The 23,538-nt window shown below is 69.0% G+C and carries 19 protein-coding genes and 2 tRNA genes; 12 read left to right on the forward strand and 9 right to left on the reverse strand.

Translation table 11 applies throughout. The annotated features are described in order from the left end of the window. Positions 1 to 122: 122 nt before the first annotated feature. From H1Q64_RS13495 to H1Q64_RS13505, 3 genes are all read right to left on the reverse strand, one after another. Positions 123 to 198: transfer RNA gene (locus H1Q64_RS13495), tRNA-Ala, on the reverse strand. 30 nt (positions 199 to 228) lie between these two features. Beyond that, positions 229 to 315, reverse strand: a tRNA-Leu gene (locus H1Q64_RS13500). A gap of 298 nt (positions 316 to 613) precedes the next feature. After that, the gene (locus H1Q64_RS13505; RefSeq protein WP_237905740.1) at positions 614 to 3,520 is read right to left on the reverse strand and encodes an ATP-binding protein; all 2,907 of its coding nucleotides are present in this window, start codon (positions 3,518 to 3,520) and stop codon (positions 614 to 616) included. A gap of 565 nt (positions 3,521 to 4,085) precedes the next feature. Here H1Q64_RS13505 and H1Q64_RS13510 point away from each other — a divergent pair. Both H1Q64_RS13510 and H1Q64_RS13515 read left to right on the forward strand, forming a co-directional pair. Continuing rightward, positions 4,086 to 4,274 (forward strand): hypothetical protein, encoded by a 189-nt coding sequence (locus tag H1Q64_RS13510; RefSeq protein ID WP_237905741.1) that lies wholly within the window; start codon positions 4,086 to 4,088, stop codon positions 4,272 to 4,274. Positions 4,275 to 4,391: 117 nt separating this feature from the next. Then, on the forward strand, positions 4,392 to 4,874 hold the full coding sequence (locus H1Q64_RS13515; RefSeq protein ID WP_237905742.1) for a MarR family winged helix-turn-helix transcriptional regulator: 483 nt from the start codon (positions 4,392 to 4,394) through the stop codon (positions 4,872 to 4,874). A gap of 330 nt (positions 4,875 to 5,204) precedes the next feature. Here H1Q64_RS13515 and H1Q64_RS13520 read toward each other — a convergent pair whose 3' ends face one another. Next, positions 5,205 to 5,585 (reverse strand): hypothetical protein, encoded by a 381-nt coding sequence (locus H1Q64_RS13520; protein WP_237905743.1) that lies wholly within the window; start codon positions 5,583 to 5,585, stop codon positions 5,205 to 5,207. 120 nt (positions 5,586 to 5,705) lie between these two features. Continuing rightward, positions 5,706 to 7,307, reverse strand: coding sequence for a L,D-transpeptidase family protein (locus H1Q64_RS13525; RefSeq protein ID WP_237905744.1), 1,602 nt, complete (start codon positions 7,305 to 7,307; stop codon positions 5,706 to 5,708). A 351-nt stretch (positions 7,308 to 7,658) separates the two neighbouring features. Between H1Q64_RS13525 and H1Q64_RS13530 the strand changes: the two genes are divergently transcribed. Then, complete coding sequence (locus tag H1Q64_RS13530; RefSeq protein ID WP_237905745.1) at positions 7,659 to 8,807, forward strand: D-alanyl-D-alanine carboxypeptidase family protein; 1,149 nt, start codon at positions 7,659 to 7,661, stop codon at positions 8,805 to 8,807. 122 nt (positions 8,808 to 8,929) lie between these two features. Here H1Q64_RS13530 and H1Q64_RS13535 read toward each other — a convergent pair whose 3' ends face one another. Next, positions 8,930 to 9,238, reverse strand: coding sequence for a SelT/SelW/SelH family protein (locus H1Q64_RS13535; RefSeq protein ID WP_237905746.1), 309 nt, complete (start codon positions 9,236 to 9,238; stop codon positions 8,930 to 8,932). Between the two features lie 189 nt (positions 9,239 to 9,427). Between H1Q64_RS13535 and H1Q64_RS13540 the strand changes: the two genes are divergently transcribed. From H1Q64_RS13540 to H1Q64_RS13550, 3 genes are all read left to right on the forward strand, one after another. After that, positions 9,428 to 9,874: a hypothetical protein gene (locus H1Q64_RS13540; RefSeq protein ID WP_237905747.1), complete on the forward strand. Its 447-nt coding sequence runs from the start codon at positions 9,428 to 9,430 to the stop codon at positions 9,872 to 9,874. Between the two features lie 140 nt (positions 9,875 to 10,014). Continuing rightward, entirely contained in the window at positions 10,015 to 11,055 is a 1,041-nt protein-coding gene (locus H1Q64_RS13545) for an ABC transporter substrate-binding protein (protein ID WP_237905748.1), read from the forward strand. Between the two features lie 19 nt (positions 11,056 to 11,074). Then, positions 11,075 to 12,802, forward strand: a complete 1,728-nt coding sequence (locus H1Q64_RS13550) for an ABC transporter permease (RefSeq protein ID WP_269145387.1) — start codon at positions 11,075 to 11,077, stop codon at positions 12,800 to 12,802. A gap of 172 nt (positions 12,803 to 12,974) precedes the next feature. Here H1Q64_RS13550 and H1Q64_RS13555 read toward each other — a convergent pair whose 3' ends face one another. Next, on the reverse strand, positions 12,975 to 14,057 hold the full coding sequence (locus H1Q64_RS13555) for an ABC transporter ATP-binding protein (RefSeq protein ID WP_237905749.1): 1,083 nt from the start codon (positions 14,055 to 14,057) through the stop codon (positions 12,975 to 12,977). A 65-nt stretch (positions 14,058 to 14,122) separates the two neighbouring features. Between H1Q64_RS13555 and H1Q64_RS13560 the strand changes: the two genes are divergently transcribed. The 3 genes from H1Q64_RS13560 to H1Q64_RS13570 all read left to right on the forward strand — a co-directional run bounded on the left by H1Q64_RS13560 (position 14,123) and on the right by H1Q64_RS13570 (position 17,922). Beyond that, positions 14,123 to 15,247 (forward strand): MBL fold metallo-hydrolase, encoded by a 1,125-nt coding sequence (locus H1Q64_RS13560; protein WP_237905750.1) that lies wholly within the window; start codon positions 14,123 to 14,125, stop codon positions 15,245 to 15,247. 62 nt (positions 15,248 to 15,309) lie between these two features. Continuing rightward, a complete protein-coding gene (locus H1Q64_RS13565) occupies positions 15,310 to 16,557 on the forward strand; it encodes a cation:proton antiporter (RefSeq protein WP_237905751.1) in 1,248 nt (415 codons plus the stop codon). Between the two features lie 129 nt (positions 16,558 to 16,686). Then, positions 16,687 to 17,922 carry a YeeE/YedE family protein gene (locus H1Q64_RS13570; protein WP_237905752.1) on the forward strand — a complete coding sequence of 412 codons (1,236 nt, stop codon included), beginning with the start codon at positions 16,687 to 16,689 and terminating at the stop codon, positions 17,920 to 17,922. 78 nt (positions 17,923 to 18,000) lie between these two features. On the opposite strand, the gene H1Q64_RS13575 is transcribed toward H1Q64_RS13570, so the two are convergent. Next, positions 18,001 to 19,080: a calcium-binding protein gene (locus H1Q64_RS13575; RefSeq protein ID WP_237905753.1), complete on the reverse strand. Its 1,080-nt coding sequence runs from the start codon at positions 19,078 to 19,080 to the stop codon at positions 18,001 to 18,003. A gap of 180 nt (positions 19,081 to 19,260) precedes the next feature. After that, positions 19,261 to 20,163, reverse strand: a complete 903-nt coding sequence (locus H1Q64_RS13580; RefSeq protein WP_094304882.1) for a LysR family transcriptional regulator — start codon at positions 20,161 to 20,163, stop codon at positions 19,261 to 19,263. Positions 20,164 to 20,294: 131 nt separating this feature from the next. On the opposite strand from H1Q64_RS13580, the gene H1Q64_RS13585 reads away from it, so the two are divergent. From H1Q64_RS13585 to H1Q64_RS13595, 3 genes are all read left to right on the forward strand, one after another. Further along, positions 20,295 to 21,413, forward strand: a complete 1,119-nt coding sequence (locus H1Q64_RS13585; RefSeq protein WP_330874550.1) for an S-(hydroxymethyl)glutathione dehydrogenase/class III alcohol dehydrogenase — start codon at positions 20,295 to 20,297, stop codon at positions 21,411 to 21,413. Between the two features lie 7 nt (positions 21,414 to 21,420). After that, on the forward strand, positions 21,421 to 22,272 hold the full coding sequence (gene fghA, locus H1Q64_RS13590) for an S-formylglutathione hydrolase (protein ID WP_237905754.1): 852 nt from the start codon (positions 21,421 to 21,423) through the stop codon (positions 22,270 to 22,272). A 148-nt stretch (positions 22,273 to 22,420) separates the two neighbouring features. Next, positions 22,421 to 23,407: a TAXI family TRAP transporter solute-binding subunit gene (locus tag H1Q64_RS13595; RefSeq protein WP_237905755.1), complete on the forward strand. Its 987-nt coding sequence runs from the start codon at positions 22,421 to 22,423 to the stop codon at positions 23,405 to 23,407. The last annotated feature ends 131 nt before the right edge of the window (positions 23,408 to 23,538 follow it).

Consider the following 23,538-nt stretch of genomic DNA (forward strand, 5'->3'; position numbering starts at 1 on the left):
AAAGGCGGTACCGGAGCGCCTACTCCTGAAATGTCCCGTGAAGCCTTGTCGGCACTGGCCTGAAAGCGGGAGGCCGGAGAAAAGGAAAAGCCAGCAACCCGTCAAGGTTGCTGGCTTCATGATGGTGGAGCCAAGGAGGATCGAACTCCTGACCTCTACAATGCCATTGTAGCGCTCTCCCAGCTGAGCTATGGCCCCACTTTTCGATCAGACCAACACAAGAAATGTTGGTGCGCTTGGAGGGACTCGAACCCCCACGGCCTTTCAGCCACTAGGACCTGAACCTAGCGCGTCTACCAATTCCGCCACAAGCGCATCGTCTGCTCTTTGTCCCGCATCCCTTGGGGCGACGCGGGAGCGCTGATATAGCCGTGCCGCCGCCGGCGCTCAAGCGAAATCTTTCGAAGCCATCATTTTTTCGGGGGAGAGCGTCCGCTCCCTTCGGTGCACTCCGAACACGCCGAACGCTACGACTTCCCCCCTTTCGCGCGGAGCGGGCGCCGTTGCTATCTTCAGCTTGCCCCAAGGGCATGTGCCTCCCTGTTTTGCACCTCAAGGGCCCGCCGTTCAACCGGACGGCGGGCCACTTTCTTTTCCGGCGGCCGGGAGCCCTCTACAGCGGCAGACGCTCACCCTCCGCACCGGTCATGCTGTCCGCCGTCCTTCTGGGCTGCTTCGCCATGGAGCGGTCCAGGACACGGCGGAGCTGGCGCGGCGTCACCGGCTTGCGGACCACCTCCAGCCCGTGCGCGGCGGCGTCCGTCTCGCATTCCGGACCGGCTTCCCCGGTCAGGATCATGGCGGGCACATCCCATCCGGCCATGGCGCGGACGCGCACCACCGCCTCCGTCCCGACGCGCCCTTCACGCAGCCGGTAGTCGACCAGCATCACGTCGGGAGTGCGGCCGTCCGCCTCGACCTTCGCCACGGCCTCGTCGGCGGAGCCGGCGATCAGCACCTCGTAGCCCCATTCGCGGAACATGTCGCGCAGCCCAAGCAGAACGATGGCGTCGTCATCCACCAGCAGGGCGCGCGGGGCATCGCGGCCGCCGGTGAAGAGGGAGGTGGTCGGCGGCGGCGGCGGCGGGGCCTCCACGGCGGCCACAGGGACGGTGATGGCGAAGACCGAGCCGCGGCCCGGCTGGGATTTCACCTCCACGGGATGGTCGAGGATCGTCGACAGGCGCTGCACGATGGCGAGCCCGAGCCCGAGCCCGCGCGCCCGGTCCCGCTCCGGGTTGTTGATCTGGTGGAACTCCGCGAAGATCCGGGTCAGCTGGTCGGGCGGGATGCCGATTCCGGTGTCGCTGACCTCGATCCGCGCCAGCCCGTCCCCAGTCTTCCCATCCCCTGTCTTCCCATCCTGGATCCGAATGGCGATCTGCACCGCCCCGCGCTCGGTGTACTTGACGGCGTTCTCCAGCAGGTTGCGCACCATGCGGCCGAGCAGCACACGGTCGCTGCGCACCGTCACCGACCGGTCCTGCACGATGCGGAAGGCCAGCTTCTTGCTTTCCAGGATCGGCGCGTATGAGGCGGCGATCTCGTCCAGCAGGCTGTTGAGGGCGAAGGGCTCCACGCGCGGGTCGACCGCCCCGGCGTCCAGCCGGGACACGTCCAGCAGGCTGTCCAGCAGCCCCTTCAGCGTGTCCAGGCCGCGCTCCAGCATTTCCAGGCTGCGCTGCCCCTGCTCATCCCTGATGAAACGGTGCAGGATGCCGGTGAACAGGAACATCGACTGCATCGGCTGGCGCAGGTCGTGGCTTGCCGCGGCGAGGAACTTCGACTTGGCGCGGTTGGCCTCGTCGGCCTCCTCCTTGGCGCGCTGGAGCGCCAGTTCCATGGCCTTGCGCTCCCCGACGTCGCGCAGCGTGCAGATCGCCAGGGTCACCCGCCCGTCGGGGGCACGGACCGGGGTGGCGCTGACCGACAGGGTCATGGCGGCGCCGTCGGGCCGGCTGTAGGGGAAATCCTCCTGCTCCACCGTCTCGCCCTGCCGCAGGGCGCGGGACAGCGGGCAGCGACCTTCGCCGAAGCAGGCGCCCCCGTTGCAGGCCCGCGCGCCGCCGCAGCCGCAGCCGGCGACCAGCGGCGGCGGACCACCGAGCAGGCGAAGCGCCGTATCGTTGACCTTGACGATCCGCCCGCTTGGCGCCTCCGCCACCAGCAGTCCCGAGGGCAGATGGTCCAGAATGGCCGTCAGCAGGCTGCGCTCCGCTTCGAGCTGCCGGGTCAGGAGCGTGCGCTCGTCCTCCAGCCGCCGGCGGTCGGTGGCGTCGCGGAAGTAGAGGGCCAAACCCTTGCGCGAGGGGAAGGCACGGACGGCGAACCAGATGCCGCTGCGCGGCCCCTGCGTCTCGAACTCCACCACCTCGCGGCTCTCCATGGCCTGCTGCAGGGTCCGCCCGGACTCGCCGGCCATCAGTTCCGCAAAAGTCTGGCGTCCGTTCCGGCCAATGGCGTCGCCGGACTCGGGCAGGAGGGTCCGGGCCCGTTCATTGACGAAGACGACCCGCCAGGACCGGTCGAGTTCGGCCACGGCGTCCGTCGTGCTCTCCAGGACCGACGCCTTCTCGACTACGGTCTCCAGCATCCGATCGCGCACGCGCAGGAACTGCCGCATGCCCCAGGCGGCGCCCAGGCAGGTGAGCAGAAGCACCCCGCCGAACAGAGTCAGCGAAAAGGCCATGGCGTCCCGGACCGGGCGCATCGCGGCATCGCGGTCGATCCCGATGGCGATCATCGATTCGCGGGTGCCGGTGTCGAGGGGGGCGGAAACCACCATCCGTTCCGTCCCGTCGGTATAGAACACGGCCGCCGACCGTGTTCCCCGCGCCGCGTGCATGGCCTGGAGCATGGCGGTGGGCAGGGGCTGCCCGATGGCGTCGGGTGCCTCCGGCAGGCGTGCGACCGTGTGGCCCTGGCGGTCGGCGATCACCATCTCCATGCCCGGGGGCAGGGGGCGGTTGCCCAGATTCTCCTCGAGCCAGCGGGCGTCGAGAAGCACGGTGACCACACCGCCCGGAGGCGCGCCCGGCGTGCCGTCCGGCGCCGGATAGGCCAGCCGGAAGGGCAGGATGGGGCGCTGGTTGGGGTAGCGCAGCCCGTATTCGCCCGTCGTCAGGGCGCCGGTGGACAGCGCGTTCTGGAAGGTGCGGATGCCGCCGAGATCGACGCCCAGCGAGACCGGGTCGGTCGCGCACCACACCCGGCCCTCCCGGTCGGCCACCTCCACGGACAGATAGGCGGGGTAGCGGGCGCGCAGCCGGTCCATGGTCTGCTGGCAGCCCGGCGGCCCGGCCTGCGGCACGCCGGATTCGACGATCGTCGCCAGCACCTGCCGGGCCTCCGCGGCGATGCGCTGCTGTTCGACGTCCAGCAGGTCGAGAAGGCGCAGGGTGTCGTTCCGCACCTCATTTTCCCGATCCTGCCGCAGGCTGTGCTGCGTCATGAACTGGAGCGCCGCGAGCGGCACCACGGCGGCCACGAGCAAGAGAAACAGACGCAGGTAATGGGGCATCGCCAAGAAAATCTGATGTAAGGAGGGCCGCCGCCCCTGCGCCCGGACGGGCCGAGCCGGCGCGGGCGGCAGCTGGACAAGGAGCGTCGGCGGTGGATGTTCTTCAAACTCCACAGGGCGTTCATGCCACACGGGGGCGGAGATGCAATGATTAACGGACCGGATAACTCCATTTTGCTTCGAAACCGACGCGCTCCTCAGCAGTGACCCAGAAAGAAGCCGGCCAGCCCGCAGCACATGGCTGTCACGACGACGCGCAAGGGCGTCGGGTCATAGGACACCACCGTCACCGGAAGGACGAGAGCGCTCACCACCATCAACACTCCGGCATCAACGCTCCGGCATCAACGTGCCGGATGTGCCCATGCGCATCGCCTCTCTTTTCAACGGCCGGGCCGGCAGACAGGCTTGCGCGTGATGCGTTACGGGCCCGCCTTACGTAACCGCTCCGAGCAAAGCAGGGTCCCGTGCGCAACGAAGAATTTTCATGGCGTCTCTCGCATTCGCGTAATATTTCTCCATTGTAATAGGTGCCCCCGCCACCATTCATCCGCGCGAGCCGACCATGCCGTGGAGCCGCACTCCCTCCTACAAGGCCATCACCTTGCTGCGCCGGCACAGCCGGGAATGCCGGGGGTTGGAAACCCGCGAGTATCTGGTCGCCGTGGAGCGCCGGATGGTCGAGCTCATCGATCTGGAGCGGCGGGAGGCCCGTGACAGGGCGGCGCCATCGATCCATCAAGCGGCGGAGTGAGCTGGACGTTCGTCATATTTCAAAACGGTAACGTAGTAATCGTCTCCTGAAACACAACCGACACAGATCGGTGTTAAAGGCCAAAGTGTCTTTCATTGACACGAGGCCGCCGCGTTCATGGCTTTCCCGACCGAAATGGCCGGCAACGATGGTGCCGACGGCAGGGAGGGTTGCGACGTCGCCCTTTGCACCGTCCCCGCCGAGTCCATCCACAGCCGCATCCGCCGTGTCCACCAGCGCGCCACGGCGATGCTGAGCGACGCGTTGACCGGCTTCAACCTGACGGCGCCGCAATGGGCGGCACTGGCCGCGCTGCACCAGCATGGGCCGATGTCGCAGATCGATTTGGGCCGGAGCATCGCGATGGACCCCGCCACGATGCAGGGGGTGGTGGTGCGGCTGATCGACCGCGGTTATCTCCTGCGCAGCCCCGACAGCCTGGACCGTCGCCGCAACCTCGTCCGGTTGGCCGACAGCGGGCGTCGGGTGGTGGAGGCGGCCGGGCCCGCCATCGCGCAGGCGGAGGCTGAACTGACCGGGCGCCTGTCGGCGGAGGAACGGAACCGGCTGGCCGATCTGCTGGCCCGCCTATGCCTGTGAGCCCCAGCGGTTCCCCGGTGTTCGCGTCGAAACGGTGGGTGGGGCCAATGGTCCGGGTTAGCCCGAGTTATGCACATTCACCTGAACGGCGTCCTTGACTCTGCGAATGTTGCTTTTTTGTTTTTCCGGACTCGTTTGGAACCGTTAAAACCCACAAAAGCCGGGCAATTCGGGCATTTCATTGGTGCCTGAAATTTAGGCAATTCGGTCAAGGTCGTGGATTCACGGCCGTGCTCACAGGTTGCCCCTGGATTCGCTCACAGAGTTACCCACAGCTTCTGGGGATATCCCGATATTGCGGATAGAGTTGCCTGCCCTCCGCGCCCACCCTCAGCCGATCACCCGCCATTGGCCGTCCGGGTCCAGGCAGGCGGTCCCGACGAGCGTCGCGGGACGTCCACCGACGATTCCCGGCATCTGGAAATCGCGGCAATAGCGACCGCCGGGGCCGAGATAGGTGGGAGAGGTCCGGGTGGCCAGCGGTGTTGCCGGAACGGGCTGGGGAAGCGGCGCATAGACCACAGGCGGATAGACGATGGGGGGCGGTGGAACATAGACGGGGGGAGGGAAGCCGAAGGCCAGCGGCAGTGAAATGCTGAAGCCGAAGAAGTTCCCTCCATGCCAGCCGCCGGCGAACACCGGAGCCGGGGTCATCAGAAGGACGGGCAGGAGCAGGGCGCACAGCCGCGCCGAAGCCGGGAAGGGGATCATGACGCACCTCCGCTACGGCGCGGGACGGAGCGCCGTCATAAGGAAAGATGGGTACGAAAAAGGCGCCGTCGAGACGGCGCCTTTTCTACGTTCTGCAAAGCCTGAACCCTGCGCGGGGCGTCACATCGCCGTGCGGACGGCCTCGGCCCCGTTGCGCGTGTCGGCGGCGCGGGCCGGGGTGGCCGTGGAGGAGGACTGGGCGGGCGCCGGGGCCGGCTGCGGGGCGGCGGCCGGGGTCGGGCGGACGGGCTTCGGCTCGACCCGGCGCGGGGCAGAGACGGTTCCCGCGGCGGCGGGGGCCTGGCTGGCCGACGGAGTGGACGGGCTGGATGGGACGTCGTCGTAGATGCCCGGATGGACCCGCACGGTGCCGTCCGTCTCCACCGTGGAGGTCCAGTAGACGAAGCGGACCGGCACGGCGTTGGGCAGGGAGACCGTCTTGGTCTTGCCGCTGTCGAGCTGCCGCTCGATCGCCGCGGAGTCGAGCTTGGCGGGGCGCAGCAGGGTTTCCGCGACCATCCGCGCGTCGGCCAGCCGCACGCAGCCGGAGCTGGCGGCGCGCAGGTCGCGCTCGAACAGCCGCGGGTCGTTGGTGCCGTGCAGGAAGATGCCGTCGCCGTTGGTCAGGTTGAAGCGGAAGCGGCCGAGGGCGTTGTCGTCGCCGGGCTTCTGGACGATGCGGATGCGCTCCGGCGTCACCTGCCACCAGTTGATGCTTTCCGGCACCACCTCGACCCCGTCGAGATAGACGACGGCGTCCTTGATGCCGGTGTTGCCCTTCTTGCGCAGCACCGGCAGCTTGTCCTCGACCAGAACGGTCGGCGGCACGGTCCAGGTGGGGTTGATCGTCACGCTGGTGACGCGGTCCTGGAGCAGCGGGGTCTGGCGCGACGGGCGGCCAACCACGGCACGCATGGTGAAGTTCAGCTTGCCGCGCTCGATAAAGGACACGGTCTGGCTGGGCAGGTTGACCAGGATCACCGTGTCCGGAACCGATGCCTGGAAGGCGCGCATCGACGCGGTGGCGCCGCGCATCAACTTGGCGGCCTCCTTGGGCGTGCGGTCAAGCGCCTGGCGCGTGACTTCGCCGACCTTGCCGTCCTGCATCAGCCCTTCGGACAGCTGGAAGGCGCGGACCGCCACTTCGAGCGTGTCGTCGAAGGTCTCGGTCCACTGTTCCTGGTTCAGGAAGCCCAGCTCGATCAGCCGGGTGGACAGGCGGCCGACGCGGTCGGCGGTGCGCGCCCGCACCTGGATGGTCAGGGCCGGGGGCGGGGGCAACACCTCCACCACCGTGCCGGGCGTCGCCGTTCCGCTGAGCGCGTTGCCGGGCGTCGCCGACGGATCGGCCTGCGGGATCGGTTCGGCGGGCGGAGTCACGACGACCGTCGGCGCCGTCCCGGCGGCGGGGGCGGTGCCCTCCGGCACGTCGGACGGGCGCATGGGGCCGGGTGCGACCACGTCGACCATGCCGCCGTCGCCCTTCTTCAGAACGGAACCATAGCCCACGCGCGTTTGCTGCACGCGGGGCATGGCTTCCAGTTCGGCAGCGCGCTGGTCGATCCGCGCGATCCAGGTTCCCACGACATCCCGGCCCGTGGAGGTGCCCGAAGCGGTGGACGGCGCGGCCTGCGCGGGCAGGGCGAGCAGCCCGGCGAGGAGGCAGGCCGCCACCCTCGCTCCGAGGGCGGGCCGGGCGCAGGTGCGAATGGTCGTCAGCATAATCGAAGCATCCCACGCGGCGATGAACAGACGGCTAACGAAAGGCTCTGTCCATACGTGAGGTCGCACGGACGACACGCGGGAACCAGCGCCCTTTCGGCATAAGACATCTGACGCCCGCGGCGGCGCGGCACAAGTGACATCGCGCCGGATGATGCTTCTGTGCCACAATGTGCACAGCAGAGTTGCCGCTGGGACACAGGCAATGGTGGATCCGTTGGTGATCGATTGGTAAACGGCGACGCTCACGCCGGAACCGCAAAATCACACAAGGCTCCAGAGATTCGACACATTTTTTGTTAACCGCTTTCAGGGTACAGGAGGCGACCATCTCTCCATCCGGTCGCCATCATGCCGCGTTCGCCGTACGGTTTCGTCCTGCCGCTGCTTCTGTCCCTTGCCGTCGCCACGCCCGTTGCCCTCAACCCTGTGGACGCCCTCGCCAAGGCGGCCCAGGAGACGGTGCACAAGCAAGCGCCCAAGCCCACCGCCAAGACGGCCGCCAAGGCTGCGCCCCAGAAGGCCGCAGCGTCCAAGACCGCGGCGAAGCCCGCCGCCGTCCGGACCGTGCACAAGGCCGCCGTCCACAAATCGGCCACCCAGAAGGCCGCCACTCACAAGGCCTCTTTGCGCAAGGCCGCCGTCCATCGCACGGGCAAGGCGCGCCGCGTGGGCCGGGTCGCCGCCGGGGCCGCCGCCGGCACCGTGGCGGGCGCCGCCGTCTTCCGCCCGGTCCACGCTTATGTGCTGATGGACGCGCAGTCGGGCCGGGTCCTCGATTCGGAAAACGCCGACACGCTGACCTACCCGGCGTCGCTGACCAAGATGATGACCCTGCTCCTGACCTTCGAGGCGCTGGAGCGGGGCACTCTGCGGCTGGACCAGGAACTTCCGGTGTCGCGCCACGCAACCAACCAGAAGCCGTCGCGCCTGAACCTCGCCGTCGGCTCGACCATCCGGGTGGAGGACGCGATCCTCGCCCTGACCGTGAAGTCGGCCAACGACGTCGCCGTCGTGCTGGCGGAGGCGCTGGGCGGCAGCGAGGAGCAGTTCGCCGAGATGATGACTGCGAAGGCGCAGGCGCTGGGCATGGCCAGCACCACCTTCCGCAACGCCTCCGGTCTTCCGCACAAGGAGCAGCGCACCACCGCCCGCGACATGGCCCGCCTGTCGCGCGCCATCGTGTCCCGCCCGGCGCGGGAATACGCCTACTTCTCGCGCACGCGCTTCGACTGGAACGGCACGGTGGTGCCCGGCCACAACCGGCTGCTCGGCCGGGTCGAAGGCTATGACGGCATCAAGACGGGCTTCATCAACCTCAGCGGCTTCAACCTTGCCGGCAGCGCCAGCCGCAACGGCCAGCGTCTGGTCGCCGTCGTGCTGGGCGGCACCACCGCCGCCTCCCGTGACCGCGAGGTCGCCGAACTGCTGGAGCAGGGCTTCGGCGCCGCGCCCCCCAAGCAGACGGTGGCCGTCACCGACGTGAAGGCCGTTCGCTAAAGCGAACTTCCGTTCGCTTTAGACTCATATTGCCTTATTCGCCGGCGGGCTTCGGTCGCATGTGCGACCGGGACCGCAGTCGCGGTCCCAAGCGGATCGCAATCCGCTTTAAACGTTTGTCCTCACGGGTCCGCCGGCCGCTTGCGGTCGGCGTGGCCGAGGGGCTTGTCCGGGGCGATGTGGTCGCGCACCCGCTGCTTCAGTTCGGTGATGTCGGGGAAGCGGCCCTCCGCCTTGCGCGACCAGACCACCGCCGCGCCGTGCCGCACCTCGAAGATGCCCCCGGTGCCGGGCATCAGGGTGACGCCACCCAACTCCTCCTCGAAGGTGGTCAGAAGCTCCTGCGCCATCCAGGCGGCGCGCAGCATCCAGCGGCACTGGCGGCAATACTCGATCTGAAGGATGGGCCGGTCGGTGGCTTCGCTGCTCACGGTCCTTGCTCCTGTCGCTTGGGCTGTCGCCCCTAAGGGTGCTGCCGAACGGCTTGTCTTCCAAGCCCTTCGCGCGACTCCGTTCGAAGAAGGGGCGTTGCGGCCTCCCCATAGAGCAGTATTGCTAATGACGCTTTGCCTTGTGGCCCCCTCCAGCGCTCTTCTGGAGCCGGGGCAACGAGGTGGAGCATGCCGGTACACACAGCCAAGCGTTTGTGGAACAAGGAAACGGGCTGCGGCTTCTGCATGCGGTCGGAAACCGGCGCCCTGTGGTGCCGTGGCCTGTGCCGCGACATCTCCCTGGCCGATCTCGTCCACCGCGTGCACGCGGTCCGCGACAACGCCATGCGGCTTGAGGTTTCCACCCTGCTGGTGACGAAGCCGGCACCCCTGCACGCCGTGCCTGGCGAGGAGAACGCGCCCGCAGCCCGCGCCGCCCAGCTCCGCGGTGCGGCGGTGGACAGCATGGTGCGCAGTCTGTACCGCCTGCGCAAGAGCGCCAACGCCGTGGCGCGCTCCGCCGACCGGCTGGAGGCCACCCGCAACGCGCTGGGCCTCTGCAAAGAGGAAACCGAGGCCGCCGAGCCCCCTTCTGTAGGCCGTCCCCTTTCCCTGTGCCGTCCCAATCGGGTATGACGCTGACGACCGTCCGGAACGGCCGCCGTCACGCGGCTGTCATGGTTCTGGCGTAAACAAGGGCCTTCGTCCGCATACCGGGGCAATCCAGTGGGGGCTTCGGACCGGCGGAGACGCGACCAGAGAGGGAAACGGGAGACATGAAGGCCAAGCGCACACACCTCGCCGCGGCGTTCGCCGCCATCGGAACAACCATCGCCGCCGCCGTCGGCGCGCTTCTGCTGGCCTTGCCCGCCCACGCTGCCGCTCAGGTCGCCACGGACAAGCCGACCGGCAAGCTGGTCCTCTACACCTCGCAGCTCGAAGCCGACGCGAAGCAGACAGTGGACGCCTTCAAGGCGAAGAACCCCGGCGTCGAGGTCGAGTGGGTCCGCAGCGGCACGACCGAGCTGATGAACAAGCTCCGCGCCGAGATCGCCGCGGGCAGCCCGCAGGCCGACCTGCTGCTGATCGCCGACGCGGTGACCATGGAGTCGCTGAAGGCGGAGAAGCGCCTGCTGGCTTACAAGGATGCGCCGGTCCAGGGCTACCGCCCCGGCACCCACGATCCGGACGGCACGTGGTTCGCCACCAAGCTGATCACCACCGGCATCGCCTACAACACGGCGGCGCCGATGAAGCCCTCCTCCTGGCTCGACCTGCTGAAGCCGGAGGCCAAGGGCACCACCGTGATGCCCAGCCCCCTCTATTCCGGCGCCGCGGCCATCCACATGGCCGCCGTGAAGGAGCAGCCGGACCTCGGCATGGCCTTCTACGAGAAGCTCCAGGCCAACGGGACCACCGCGGCCAAGGGCAACGGCGGCATCCTGAAATCGGTGGCCAGCGGCGAGAAGCTGTACGGCGTGATCGTCGATTACCTGCCGATCCGCGAGCAGGCCAAGGGCGCCCCCGTCGCCTTCGTCTTCCCCAAGGAGGGGGTCAGCGCGGTGACCGAACCGGTCGCCATCCTGAACACCAGCAAGAATCCCGACGCCGCCAAGGCCTTCATCGCCTTCCTGCTGAGCAAGGAGGGGCAGGAGCTGGCCTCCCGCCAGGGCTTCCTGCCGGCACTGCCGGGGGTGGCGCCGCCGGCCGGCTTCCCGGACACCTCCTTCATCTCGCTGATGCCCTATGACCCGGCCAAGGCGCTGAAGGACGACGAGGCCAACAAGAAGGACTTCGCCGACCTTTTCGGCGGCTGAGCCCATCCGGCGATTGAAAATGAGTCTTGCCACTTTCAGCGACCGGCGGCCTTTCCACGCCGCCGGTCGTTTTTCCGTTTCCGGGGCGCCGCTGCTGTTCGCGCTGGCCGGGCTGATCGTCCTGCTGCCGATCCTGCGGCTGATGTGGGAGGTCGTCGGGCCGATGGCGACGGGTGACCTGACGGCGCTGACCCGCGTGCTGACGTCTAAGATGACGTGGCGCGCCACCGGAAACAGCGTCGCCATCGCGGCGGGGGCCACGGTCGTGGCGGCGGCGCTCGGCGTCCCCTTCGCGCTGCTCTGCGGCATGACCGACCTCAGGGGCAAGACGGCGCTGGCCTTCTGCCTGATCCTGCCGCTGATGATCCCGGCGCAGATCGTGGCCTTGTCGTGGATTCACCTCGCCGGCTCGGGCAGTCCGCTGCTGAAGCCGCTGGGCCTCGCCCCGGCGGCGGGCACGCCGAATCCGGTCTATTCCTCCGCCGGAATGATCCTGGTGATGGGGATCGAGCACGCGCCGCTGGTCTTCCTTGCGCTGCGCGCCGCCCTGCGCGCTGTGCCGCGCGATCTGGTGGAGGCGGCGCAGGCGGCGGGTGCCCGCCGCGGGCGGGTGCTGCGCACCATCGTCCTGCCGCTCAGCCTGCCGGGGCTGGCCGCCGGGCTGGCCCTGTCCTTCGTCGCGGCGCTGGGCAATTTCGGGGTTCCGGCGCTGCTCGGCATCCCGGCGGGAATTCCGGTGCTGCCGACGCTGATCTACCGGCGGCTGGCGGGCTTCGGGCCGTCCGTGCTGCCGGAGGTCGCGGTGCTGGCCGTGCTGATCGGCGCCATCGCCTGCGTCGGCATCGCCGCGCAGATGGCGCTCCAGGCGCGGGTGGACGCGCGGGTGATCGGCGGCTCGGCGCCCGCGGCGGTGCTGCGGCTGGGCCGGGCGCGGCCTCCGCTGGAAATCCTCTGCTGGACCGTGGTTGCGCTGATCCTGGCGGCGCCGCTCGCGGCGCTGGCCTCGACCAGCCTGATCCGCGTCTACGGCCTGCCGTTGGGACCGGAGACGGCGACGCTGGCGCACTACGCGACCGTGCTGGGGCTGGATCAGGTGGGGCGGGCCTTCACCAATTCGTTTGTCCTGTCGGGGGTGGCGGCGCTGCTGCTGATCCTGCTGGCGATCCCGCTGGCCCATGCGATGGCCGGGGCGGGGCGGGGCGGGCGGCTGGTCCGCGCCGTCGGTGTGCTGATCGAGCTGCCGCACGCGGTGCCCGGCGTGGTGCTGGCCATCGGCTGCATCCTGGTCTTCCTGAAGCCGCTGCCGCTGCTGGGCGTGGGCTTGTACGGCACGCTGGGGATCATTCTGGCGGCCTATCTGGCCCGCTTCCTGTCGCTGGCCCTGCGCCCGGCCCAGGCCGCCTGTGCCGCGCTGGACCCGGCGATGGAGGAGGCGGCGCGCGCCTGCGGCGCCGGACCGCTGCGCCGCCTGCGCACCATCGTGGCACCGCTGGTGGCGCCCGCGGCGGCGGCGGGCGGGGTGCTGGTGTTCCTGACAGCCTTCAACGAGCTGACCGTGTCGATCCTGCTGTGGTCGCAGGGGCGGGAAACGCTGGGCGTCGTCGTCTACGCGCTGGAGGAGGGCGGCAGCCCGACGCTCGCCGCCGCGCTGAGCGTGGTGACCATCGCGGTGGTGGTGACGGTGCTGTTGGTGGTCGGCTGGCTGGGGCGGCGGCTGCCGGCGGGGATCATTCCCTGGCGGGGGTGAGGCCTTCCTGAGACGGGCCCCCACCCAACCCTCCCCCGCTCTCAGCGGACCGAAGGTCCGCCTGCCGCGTCAGCGCAAACCTCTGGTTTGCGCGAGAGCTCCGCAGGGGCGGGCTTTTCTCCTCCCCCTGCGAAGCGGGGGGAGGTTGGGAGGGGGGCTTTAGGCCACCACCTCACACCCCCTCCGGCACCACCCACCCGTCGCGCACCGCGAGGCGTAGCGCTTCGCCTGGCGCCACCTGCGCGTCGCCGGACACCCGCAGCAGCAGGCGCACGCCCGGCGCGGCCTGCGGTTCGGCCTCCACCAGCACGAATCCGCCCTTGTAGGCGGCGCGCACCACCGTCGCGGCGATGGGGCCGTCCACCGCCGGCTCCAGATCCTCGGGGCGCAGGCAGACCAGCGCCGGCCCCTCCGGCTGGCCGGGGCGGCAGCGGACCAGCGCCTCCGCCCCGAACAGGCGCACCCGCACGCGGCCGTCCGCAACCGCACCCGTCACCACACCGTCCACCACCGCGCCCTGGCCGACGAAGCCGGCGACCATGCGCGTCGCCGGTTCCCGGTAGAGCGTGCGGGGCGCCGCCACCTGGGCCAGCCGCCCGTGGTCGAGCACGGCGATGCGCGTCGCCAGAGCCATCGCCTCGGCCTGATCGTGGGTGACGTAGACCATGGTGGCGCCGGTCTTGGCGTGGAAGTCGGCGAACTCCTCCTCCATCGCCGCGCGCAGATGCACGTCGAGGTTGGCGAGCGGTTCGTCCAGCAGCACCAGCTCCGGACTCATCACGAGGCAGCGAGCCAGGGCCACGCGCTGCCGCTGGCCGCCCGACAATTCGGCGGGGTGGCGCGCATCGAAGCCCGACAGCCCCACCGTGTCGAGCGCGGCGCGCACCCGCTGCTCCCGCTCCGCCCTCGGTACGCGGGCTGTCTCCAGCGGGTAGGCGACGTTGCCTGCCACCGTCATGTGCGGCCACAGTGCGTAGGACTGGAAGACGAGGCCGATCCGCCGCTCCTCCGGAGGGACGTGGGTGCCGGGGCCGGACAAGGTGCGGCCGCCGACCGTGATGCGCCCGCCGTCCAGCCGCTCGAACCCGGCGACCATGCGCAGCAGCGTGCTTTTCCCACAGCCCGAGGGGCCGAGCAGGGCGAGAAACTCCCCCGCCGCCACGTCGATGGTCACGCCGTTCACCGCGGGGGCGGGCGTCCCGGCATAGTGGCGGGAGGCGTCGTCGATCAGCAAGGCGGGAGTCTGAGTGGTCATGGCACCGGAAGTCGCGCTATTCAGGAAGGCGGCGAGGGATAGGCACAGTGCGGAACGGGGGCGTGATGTCAAGTGACGCTGCGATGACGGGGGCTATGACGGGGCGTGGACAGAAGGTTCGGCTGCGCGCCCTGTCGGGGCTGGGCAGCAAGGGGCCGGCCTGCTTCCTGGCGATGATCGGCGGGGCGCGGCTGCTGCTCGACCTCGGTGAGGGGCCGGACGCCGGGCGCCTGCCGCCGCTGAGCGGGGCGGGGCGGGTGGACGCCATTCTGATCACCCACACCCACGGCGACCATGCCGGCGCCCTGGGCCTGCGCCACCGGGTCGGCAGCCCGCCGGTCTACGCCACGCCGCTGGCCGCCCGCCTCCTGCCGCCGACCGTGGCGGCCCTGCCGCTGCCGGTCCGTGGGACCGTGGAGATCCAGGGTGTGCCGGTGACCACCGGGCGGTCCGGCCACGCGCCGGGCGGGGTGTGGATCCATCTGGGCACCGAGGATGGCGGGATTCTCTACATGGGCGACCATTCCGACGAATCGGTCCTGTTCCCCTTCGACCCGCCGCCGCCGGCGCGGCGAGTGATCATCGACGCCTCCTACGGGCTGGATGACACCCCGCAGGCGGAGCGGCTGGCCGAGCTGGAGCCCTTCCTGCACGCGGGCGGCGCTCTGTTCCCGGTGGCGGCGGACGGGCGCGGGCCGGAAATGGCCCTGTGGGCGCTGGATCACGGCGTCGTCCCGGCCATCGACGACGCCCACCGCGCCGCCATCGCCCATCTGCTGGCGGAGGCCGACACCGCCCTGCGTCCTAGCGCGGAGGAACGGCTGCGCCGGCTGCTCGACCGCGCCAAGGTGCCGGGCGACCCGCGCGACGTGACCTTTGCCGCCGGCCCCAACGCCACCAGCGGCACCGCCGCCGAGCTGGTGGAGCGCTGGGGCGGGGCGGGCGGACCGGACATCGTCTTCACCGGCTACCTCGCCGAGGGCACGCCGTCGCGGACCCTGGTCGATGCCGGCCGGGCGCGCTACCGGCGCTGGAACGTCCATCCGACGCTGCGCCAGTTGACGGCGCTGGTGGCCGCCACGGGGGCGGAGCGGGTGCTGCCCGCCTTTGGCGATATCCGGCACCGGGAGGGCTGGCGGGCCGCCTTCGCCCCGGCGACCCTGGAGGGGCTGGACGCTCCGGAGGACTGAGCGCGAGAGGATCGCGGTGAACATCCTGTTGGCATGGCTTGTCCCTTTGCCGACGGATGTTCATGGGCACGTTTGAGTTGTTGTCCATCCTGCTGACCCTGGCGGCGCTGTTCAGCTTCGCCAGCCGCGGCCTGCTCGGCCTGCCGGCGACGGCGGGGGTGTTCCTGCTGGCCTTCGGCTTTGCCTTCGCGACGGCGGTGGTCGGGACGCTGGTGCCGGCCATCGACATCCGCGTCTGGGAGGAGCGTCTGGTGACCAGCGCCCACCTGCCCGAAGCGCTGCTGGAGGGTGTGCTGGCCTTTCTGCTGTTCGCCGGAGCGGTGGAGCAGGACAGCCGCACGCTGTGGCGGCGGCGCTGGGCCGTGGCCTTGCTGGCGACGCTGGGGGTGGTGATCTCGGCGGGCGTCATGGGAGGCGGCATGTGGCTGGTCTTCGGCGCCGTGGGCCAGCCGGTGCCGCTGATCTGGTGTCTGGTACTGGGGGCGGCGCTGGCGCCGACCGACCCGGTGGCGGTGCTGGCGGTGCTGCGCAAGGCGCCGCTGCCGGAAGGGCTGCGCACCGCCATCGCGGGGGAGAGCCTGTTCAACGACGGCATGGGGGTGGTGCTGTTCGCCCTGCTGCTCGGGCTGGCCACCGGGGCCGACACCGACCTGACGGTGACGGGCGTCGCCTGGGACATCGTGAGGGAGGCGGGCGGCGGCGTCCTGCTGGGGCTGGCGACCGGCTCGATCGCCTTTTGGGCGAAGAGCCGGGCGGACGATCCGGCGGTGGAGCTGTCGATCTCGCTCGCCCTGGCGGCTGCGACCTACAGCCTTGCCCAGCGGCTCGGCCTGTCCGGCCCGATCGCGGTGGTGGTGGCGGGTCTACTGATCGGGAACACCGCCCAGCATCACGTCTCGTCGGAGCGCACGGGCTTCATCATGAAGGCCTTCTGGGCGATGGTGGACGCCATCCTGAACGCCATCCTGTTCATGCTGGTCGGACTGGAGGCCGCGGTTGTGCTGTCCTGGGAGGCGCCGGTGATGGTCGCGGCGTTCCTGGCGCCATTGCTGGCGCTGGTGGCCCGGCTGGCGAGCGTGCTGCCCGTGGTCGCCATTCATCTGCGCATCCAACGGAAGGCGGCGGCGACCGCCGTTCTGACCTGGGGCGGGGTGCGCGGCGGCATCGCGGTGGCGCTGGTGCTGTCGCTGCCCGGCAATCCGCACCGCGACCTGCTGTTGGTCGCCTGCTACGCCGTCGTTGCCTTCACCATCATCGTGCAAAGCCTGACGCTCGGCCGGCTGGCCCGTCGCCTGTTCCCCGAAGGCTGACGAATGGCCCCGCGCAGGACAGGAATGCGCAGAACGGCCTTTCCTGTGGAAAGCATCCCATTATCTACTGAAGCCAATCAGGCAATAGCCTTTATCAACGCATCGTTTTTGTTGTTTTGGAGTGTCGGGATGACGGACACGACTCTGGGCCGGGCGGCGGGTTCGGCCACGCTTCTGCCGGGCATCGACTGGCGGGTGGTCGCCGTGGCGCTGCTCGCCCTGGCGGGCGGCGGCCTGTGGATCGGCGACGCCGTGTCGGGACGGCAGGCGGCGCTCTATCTGGTGGGCGGGGCCATGGGCCTCGTGCTCTACCACGCGCTGTTCGGTTTCACCTCCGCCTTCCGCGTCTTCATCGCGGACCGGCGCGGGGCGGGCTTGCGGGCGCAGATGGTCATGCTCGCCGTGGCCTGCGCGCTGTTCTTCCCGGTGCTGGCAGCGGGGACGCTGTTCGGCATGCCGGTGAAGGGGCTGGTGTCGCCGGTCGGCCTGTCGGTGGTGGCCGGCGCCTTCCTGTTCGGCATCGGCATGCAACTCGGCGGTGGCTGCGCCTCGGGCACGCTGTTCACGGTGGGCGGCGGCAGCACGCGGATGGTCGTGACGCTGGCCTTCTTCATCGTCGGCTCGGTGCTGGGCGCCTATCACCTGCCCTGGTGGCAGGCGCAATGGACAGCCGCCCCGGTGTCGGTCGTCGCCGCCTGGGGCTGGCCGGTGGCGCTGGCGGTCAACCTCGTCCTCTTCGCCGCGGTCTATGCCGGCACCCTCGCGCTGGAGAAGCGGCGCCACGGCCGCTTGATCGAAGGCGCCCCGGCCAAGACCGAGGGCCTGCGGCGCTTCCTGCGCGGCCCCTGGCCGCTGGTCTGGGGAGCGGTGGCACTGGCCGTGCTGAACTTCGCGACGCTGGCGCTGGCCGGGCGCCCGTGGGGCATCACCTCGGCCTTCGCGCTGTGGGGCAGCAAGGGGCTGGCCGCGCTGGGCGTGGACGTCGCCTCCTGGCCCTTCTGGCAGGCCCCGGCCCAAGCCAGGGCGTTGCAGGAGAGCGTGCTGGCCGACGTCACCTCGGTGATGGATTTCGGCATCATCCTGGGCGCGCTGCTCGCCGCCGGTCTGGCCGGCAAGTTCGCCCCGGTGTGGAAACTGCCGCTGCGGTCGCTGGTGGCGGCGGTGGTCGGCGGGCTGCTGCTCGGCTACGGCTCGCGCCTCGCCTACGGCTGCAACATCGGCGCCTATTTCAGCGGGATCGCGTCGGGAAGCCTGCACGGCTGGGTGTGGATCGTGGCGGCGCTGGCCGGCAATTACCTGGGCACCGGGCTGCGCCCGTTCTTCGGCCTGGAGGTCGAGCGCACGCCGCGTCCGACCGCCTGCTGAACGGGATGCTCTGATCGGAAACAAGCGATGTGGCGGGCTGTCGAAGAGACGGACCGCCACGTCGCTGACGCAAAGTTTTTACAAAGGCTGGTAAGGGACGGACACGATGTCCGAAGCGGACAGGGTCCTCACATTCAGCGTCGCCATCACGACGGCGGCACCGGTGCCGGAGCCGTCCGCGTCGTAGGACAGCGTTCCCGTTGCGGTGTCGAATATGAAGCGGTCATCCGCGTCCGTCGGCGCATCCAGCGCGAACAGACCCGCGTCAAGCGTTCCGTCGGGGAGACCGAAACTCGAGCCTTCAAGTTCGATGCGATCCACCCCGCTTTCAAAGTCCAGGATCACGTCCGCATTGCCGAAAAACCGATTGAAGCGGAAGGCGTCGGCACCGGCGCCGCCGATCAGGACATCGTTGCCGAAGTCGCCCAGAAGGGTGTCGTTTCCGGCCCCGCCGGAAAGAGTGTCGTTGCCGCTCCCCCCTTGCAACTTGTTGTCTCCGGAATCCCCGGTCAGGGTGTCGCTCATATAGGACCCGTAGAGATTTTCGATCCCGCTGAGGAGGTCGCCCTCCGCGTGGCCGCCGACGCCGATGCCGGTGGAAAGGTCAACCGTGACCGCCTCGTTGGAGTACATGTAGGACGCCAAGTCGATGCCGTCGCCGCCGATGAGCACATCGGCCCCCAGGCCGCCATTGATGGTATCGTTCCCGTCATCGCCGCGCAGGGTGTCGTTTCCGTTGCCTCCGAACAGATTGTCATTGCCGGCTCCCGCGTCGATCTCAACGGCGGCGGCGCCGAAATGGTTGCTGTAGCTGTCATTTCCATCACCGCCATAGACCCTTTCGATCTGTGACGCCACGAGGTCGACGATGATGGAACCGCTTCCCTCCACAACAAGGGTATCGAAGCCGGCTCCGCCATCCACCTGATTGTAATGGTTGAGGATGGCCGCGACATGGAGGTGGTCGTCGCCATTGCCACCAAGCAGCGTGTCGGAGCCGGAGACACCATAAAGCCAGTCATCGCCGGCACCACCGTCAAGGAGATCGCTGCCTCCCCCACCGCGCAAGGTGTCGTTGCCCTCCAATCCTGAAAGGGAATCGGCATCGTATCCACCCGTCAGGGAGTCCGCGCCCGCAGTGCCAATGATCGTCGACATCCTCATCTCCTGATTGATCGTTGTTCGGTGCCTGCATCCCTGCGGCGCGCGACGGTATCGGCAATTCAGGGTAGATGAGCGTGATGGCCGTCACTCCTGACGAGAAATGTTCTGCGGCAGGAAGACGCATGGCGGGTGTCGGGTGAAATAATTTTCTCTTTGGGCGCGGGTGTCATGTCGTCAGCGATACTCCGGTCGCCGGGCCAGCCCTTCCTTCAGATGCTGGATCAGCAGCCGCACCTTGGGCGACAGGTGGCGCTGCGGCGGGTAGACGGCCCAGACGGCTGTGTTGGGCGGGCGGTGCGCTTCCAGAAGGGAAACCAGCCGGCCCGCCGTCAGATGCTCCACCACATAGTAGTCGGGCAACTGGCACAGCCCGAAGCCGCGCAGCGCCGCGTCCAGCACTGCCGTGCCGCTGTTGCAGCGCCAGCGCCCCTGCGGCCGGAACAGCCACTCCGGGCCTCCATCCTCCAGCGATCCCGCGTCGAAGGTCCAGCCGTCCGCAGTGCCGGTCAGGCAATCGTGCTCGGCAAGGTCGGCCAGCCGGCGCGGCGTCCCGCGCCGCTCCAGATAGGACGGGGCGGCGCACAGATGCATGACCCGCGGCGCGATCCGCGTGGCGACGAGGCTGGAATCCATCAGCCGCCCCAGCCGCACCGCCAGATCCACCCCCTCATGCACCAGATCCAGCCGGCGGTTCGTCAGCTCGATCTCGACGCGGAGCTGGGGGTGGCGCTCCAGGAAATCGTTGACCAGCGGGACGACGAACCGCTCGCCGTAGGCCACCGCGCAGGTCAGGCGCAGCAGGCCCTTGGGCTCCGCCTGGAGATCGCTGACGGCGAGCAGCGCCTCGTCCCGCTCCTCGATCAGGCGGCGGCACTGGGCGAGCAGGGAGCGGCCAGCCTCGGTCAGCGTCACGCTGCGGGTGGTGCGGTAGAACAGGCGGGCCTGCAACCGGTCCTCCAGCCGCGCCACCTGCCGGCTGACCTGCGAGGAGGAGATGCGCAGCCGCTCCGCCGCGCGGGAGAAGCCGCCGCACTCGGCCACCGCCACGAATTCGTCGATGCCATCCCAGCGGCTCACCCGTCAGACCTCCAACTCCGTGCCGATTATCCCCATACGGCAACAATCCTCTCCAACATTGCAGCGTTGTCAACGCGCGCGGAATGCTAACGTCGATCATCAAAGAAACGCGAACGCATGGAGACGGTGGGATGGTGAAGTCACGCGCGGCGGTGGCCTGGGAAGCGAAGCGCCCCCTTGACATCGAAGAGGTCGAGGTCGCGGCGCCCAAGCAGGGCGAGGTTCTGGTGCGCATCGTCGCCACCGGCGTCTGCCACACCGACGCCTACACCCTGTCCGGCATGGATTCGGAAGGCGTGTTTCCGGCCATCCTGGGCCATGAGGGCGCCGGCATCGTCGAGGAGGTCGGGCCGGGCGTCACCTCCGTCCAGGTCGGCGACCATGTGATCCCGCTCTACACGCCGGAATGCGGCAAGTGCAAATTCTGCCTGTCCGGCAAGACCAACCTCTGTCAGGCGATCCGCGCCACCCAGGGCAAGGGCCTGATGCCGGACGGCACCAGCCGCTTCACGGTGAAGGGCCAGCCGGTGTTCCATTACATGGGCACCTCCACCTTCTCCGAATACACGGTCTTGCCGGAGATCGCGGTCGCCAAGATCAACAAGGCGGCGCCGCTGGAGAAGGTCTGCCTGCTCGGCTGCGGCGTGACCACCGGCATGGGTGCTGTGCGTAACACCGCGAAGGTCGAGCCGGGCTCGACGGTAGCGATCTTCGGCCTGGGCGGCATCGGCCTGTCGGCGATCATCGGCGCCGTCATGGCGAAGGCGTCGCGCATCATCGGCATCGACATCAACCCCGACAAGTTCGAGATCGCCAAGCAACTCGGCGCCACCGACGTGGTGAATCCGCAGGATTACGACCGCCCGATCCAGGAGGTTCTGGTCGAGATGACCGACGGTGGCGTCGATTACAGCTTCGAGTGCATCGGCAACGTCAAGGTGATGCGCGCGGCGCTGGAATGCTGCCACAAGGGCTGGGGCGAGTCGGTGATCATCGGCGTCGCCGGGGCGGGGGAGGAGATCAGCACCCGCCCGTTCCAGCTGGTCACCGGGCGCGTCTGGCGCGGCTCCGCCTTCGGCGGCGTGCGCGGCCGGTCGGAGCTGCCGGATTACGTGGAGCGCTACCTGAAGGGCGAGTTCGAGCTGGACACTTTCATCACCCACACCATGGGGTTGGAGGACATCAACGAGGCCTTCGACCTGATGCACGAGGGCAAGAGCATCCGTTCCGTCATCCTCTACAACCCGTGAGGACCGGATGGAGTCGCAACTGACCCAGATCGCGGCGAACCGCTGCTTCGGCGGCTGGCACAAGCGCTTCCGGCACCGCTCCGCGGTGCTGGACTGCGACATGGTTTTCGCCGTCTATCTGCCGCCGCAGGCCGAATCGGGCAGGGTGCCGGTGTTCTACTGGCTGTCCGGCCTGACCTGCACGGACGAGAACTTCATGCAGAAGGCCGGCGCCATGCGGATGGCGGCGGAACTCGGCATCGCCATCGTCGCGCCGGACACCAGCCCACGCGGCCCCGACGTGCCCGGCGACCCGGACGGCGCCTGGGACTTCGGGCTGGGCGCCGGCTTCTACGTCAACGCGACGCGGGAGCCGTGGGCGAAGCATTACCGCATGCACGACTATGTGGTGCGCGAACTGCCGGAACTGGTCGAGGCGGAGCTGCCGGTGACCGACCGGCGTTCGATCTCCGGCCATTCCATGGGCGGGCATGGCGCGCTGGTCTGCGCGCTGCGCCATCCGGGCCGCTACCGCGCCGTGTCGGCCTTCGCGCCGATCGGCAACCCGGCGAGCGTGCCCTGGGGCGAGAAGGCGTTCGAGCGCTTCTTCGGCACCGACTACGCGGCGTGGCTGGAGTGGGACAGCTGCGCCCTGCTGGGCCGCGCCACCGAGAAGCTGCCGATCCTGGTGGACCAGGGCGACGCCGACAGCTTCCTGGAGAGGCAGCTGAAGCCGGAAAACCTGCAGCGGGCGGCGGAGGCGGCGGGCCACCCGCTGACCCTGCGGATGCAGCCGGGCTACGACCACAGTTACTTCTTCATCGCCAGCTTCATCGACGACCATCTGCGCCACCACGCGGCGGCACTGCTGAAGGACTGACGCGTTTCGTCCGCACATACGGTCCGGACTGGCGGCCCGTCCGCCTCCGGAATGGGCCGTATGTGCGGACGGGACACCCATTCGTATCGACAAGCCTCCTACCCAAAGGCATCATTTCGTTACGACGCGAAATAATTGGGAGGTTGTCGTGAAGTTCATGTCCAAGACCCGCCGTCTGGCTTTCGCCGCCGTGGCGGGCGCGGTCGCCATCGGCGCCACCGTCGCCGTGGCGCAGACCCCGGCCTTCTTCCGCATCGGCACGGGCGGCACCGCCGGCACCTACTATCCGGTCGGCGGGCTGATCGCCAACGTCATCTCCGGCACCAACGGCGGCGTGCCCGGTCTGGTGGCGACGGCGGTGGCCTCCAACGGCTCCGTCGCCAACATCAACGCGATCAACGGCGGCTCGTCCGAGTCGGGCTTCTCGCAGTCGGACGTCGCCTATTGGGCCCACACCGGCACCGGTCTGTTCGAGGGCAAGGGCAAGGTGGAGGACCTGCGCGTCATCGCCACGCTCTACCCGGAAACCATTCATCTGGTCGCTCGCAAGGACGCCAACATCAAGTCGGTCGCCGACCTGAAGGGCAAGCGGGTGTCGCTGGACGAGCCGGGCTCGGGCACGCTGGTCGATGCACGCATCGTGCTGGGCGCCTTCGGCCTGACCGAGAAGGACGTGAAGGCGGAGTATCTGAAGCCGGGTCCGGCCGGCGACCGCCTGCGCGACGGCGCGCTGGACGCCTACTTCTTCGTAGGCGGCTACCCGACCGGCGCCATCTCCGAACTCGCGACCTCGTCGGGCATCTCGCTGGTTCCGATCACCGGGCCGGAAGTCGACAAGATGCTGGGCCAGTACCAGTTCTTCGCCAAGGACACCGTTCCGGCCAGCACCTACAAGGACGTTCCGGAGACGGCGACCATCTCCGTCAACGCCCAGTGGCTGACCAGCGCCAAGCAGCCGGACGATCTCGTCTACAACATCGTCAAGACGCTCTACAACGAGAAGAGCCGCGCCGCGCTCGACGCCGGCCACGCCAAGGGCAAGCTCGTCACGCTGAAGAACGCCACCTCGGGCCTCGGCATCCCGCTGCATCCGGGTGCGGAGAAGTTCTACAAGGAACAGGGCGTCCTGAAGTAAGGCGCCTCTGAACACGATGCACCGGGCGGGGCCGTTCCGGCATGGCGCGGCCCTTTCCCGTCCCCACCCGTGGGGTCATTCCCTCCTCCCTTCTAGGGTTGGAGGGTTTTCGGGTTTGAGGGGTCATGAAG

Origin of the sequence: Azospirillum brasilense, assembly GCF_022023855.1 — a bacterium.
GTDB classification, from domain to species: domain Bacteria; phylum Pseudomonadota; class Alphaproteobacteria; order Azospirillales; family Azospirillaceae; genus Azospirillum; species Azospirillum brasilense_F.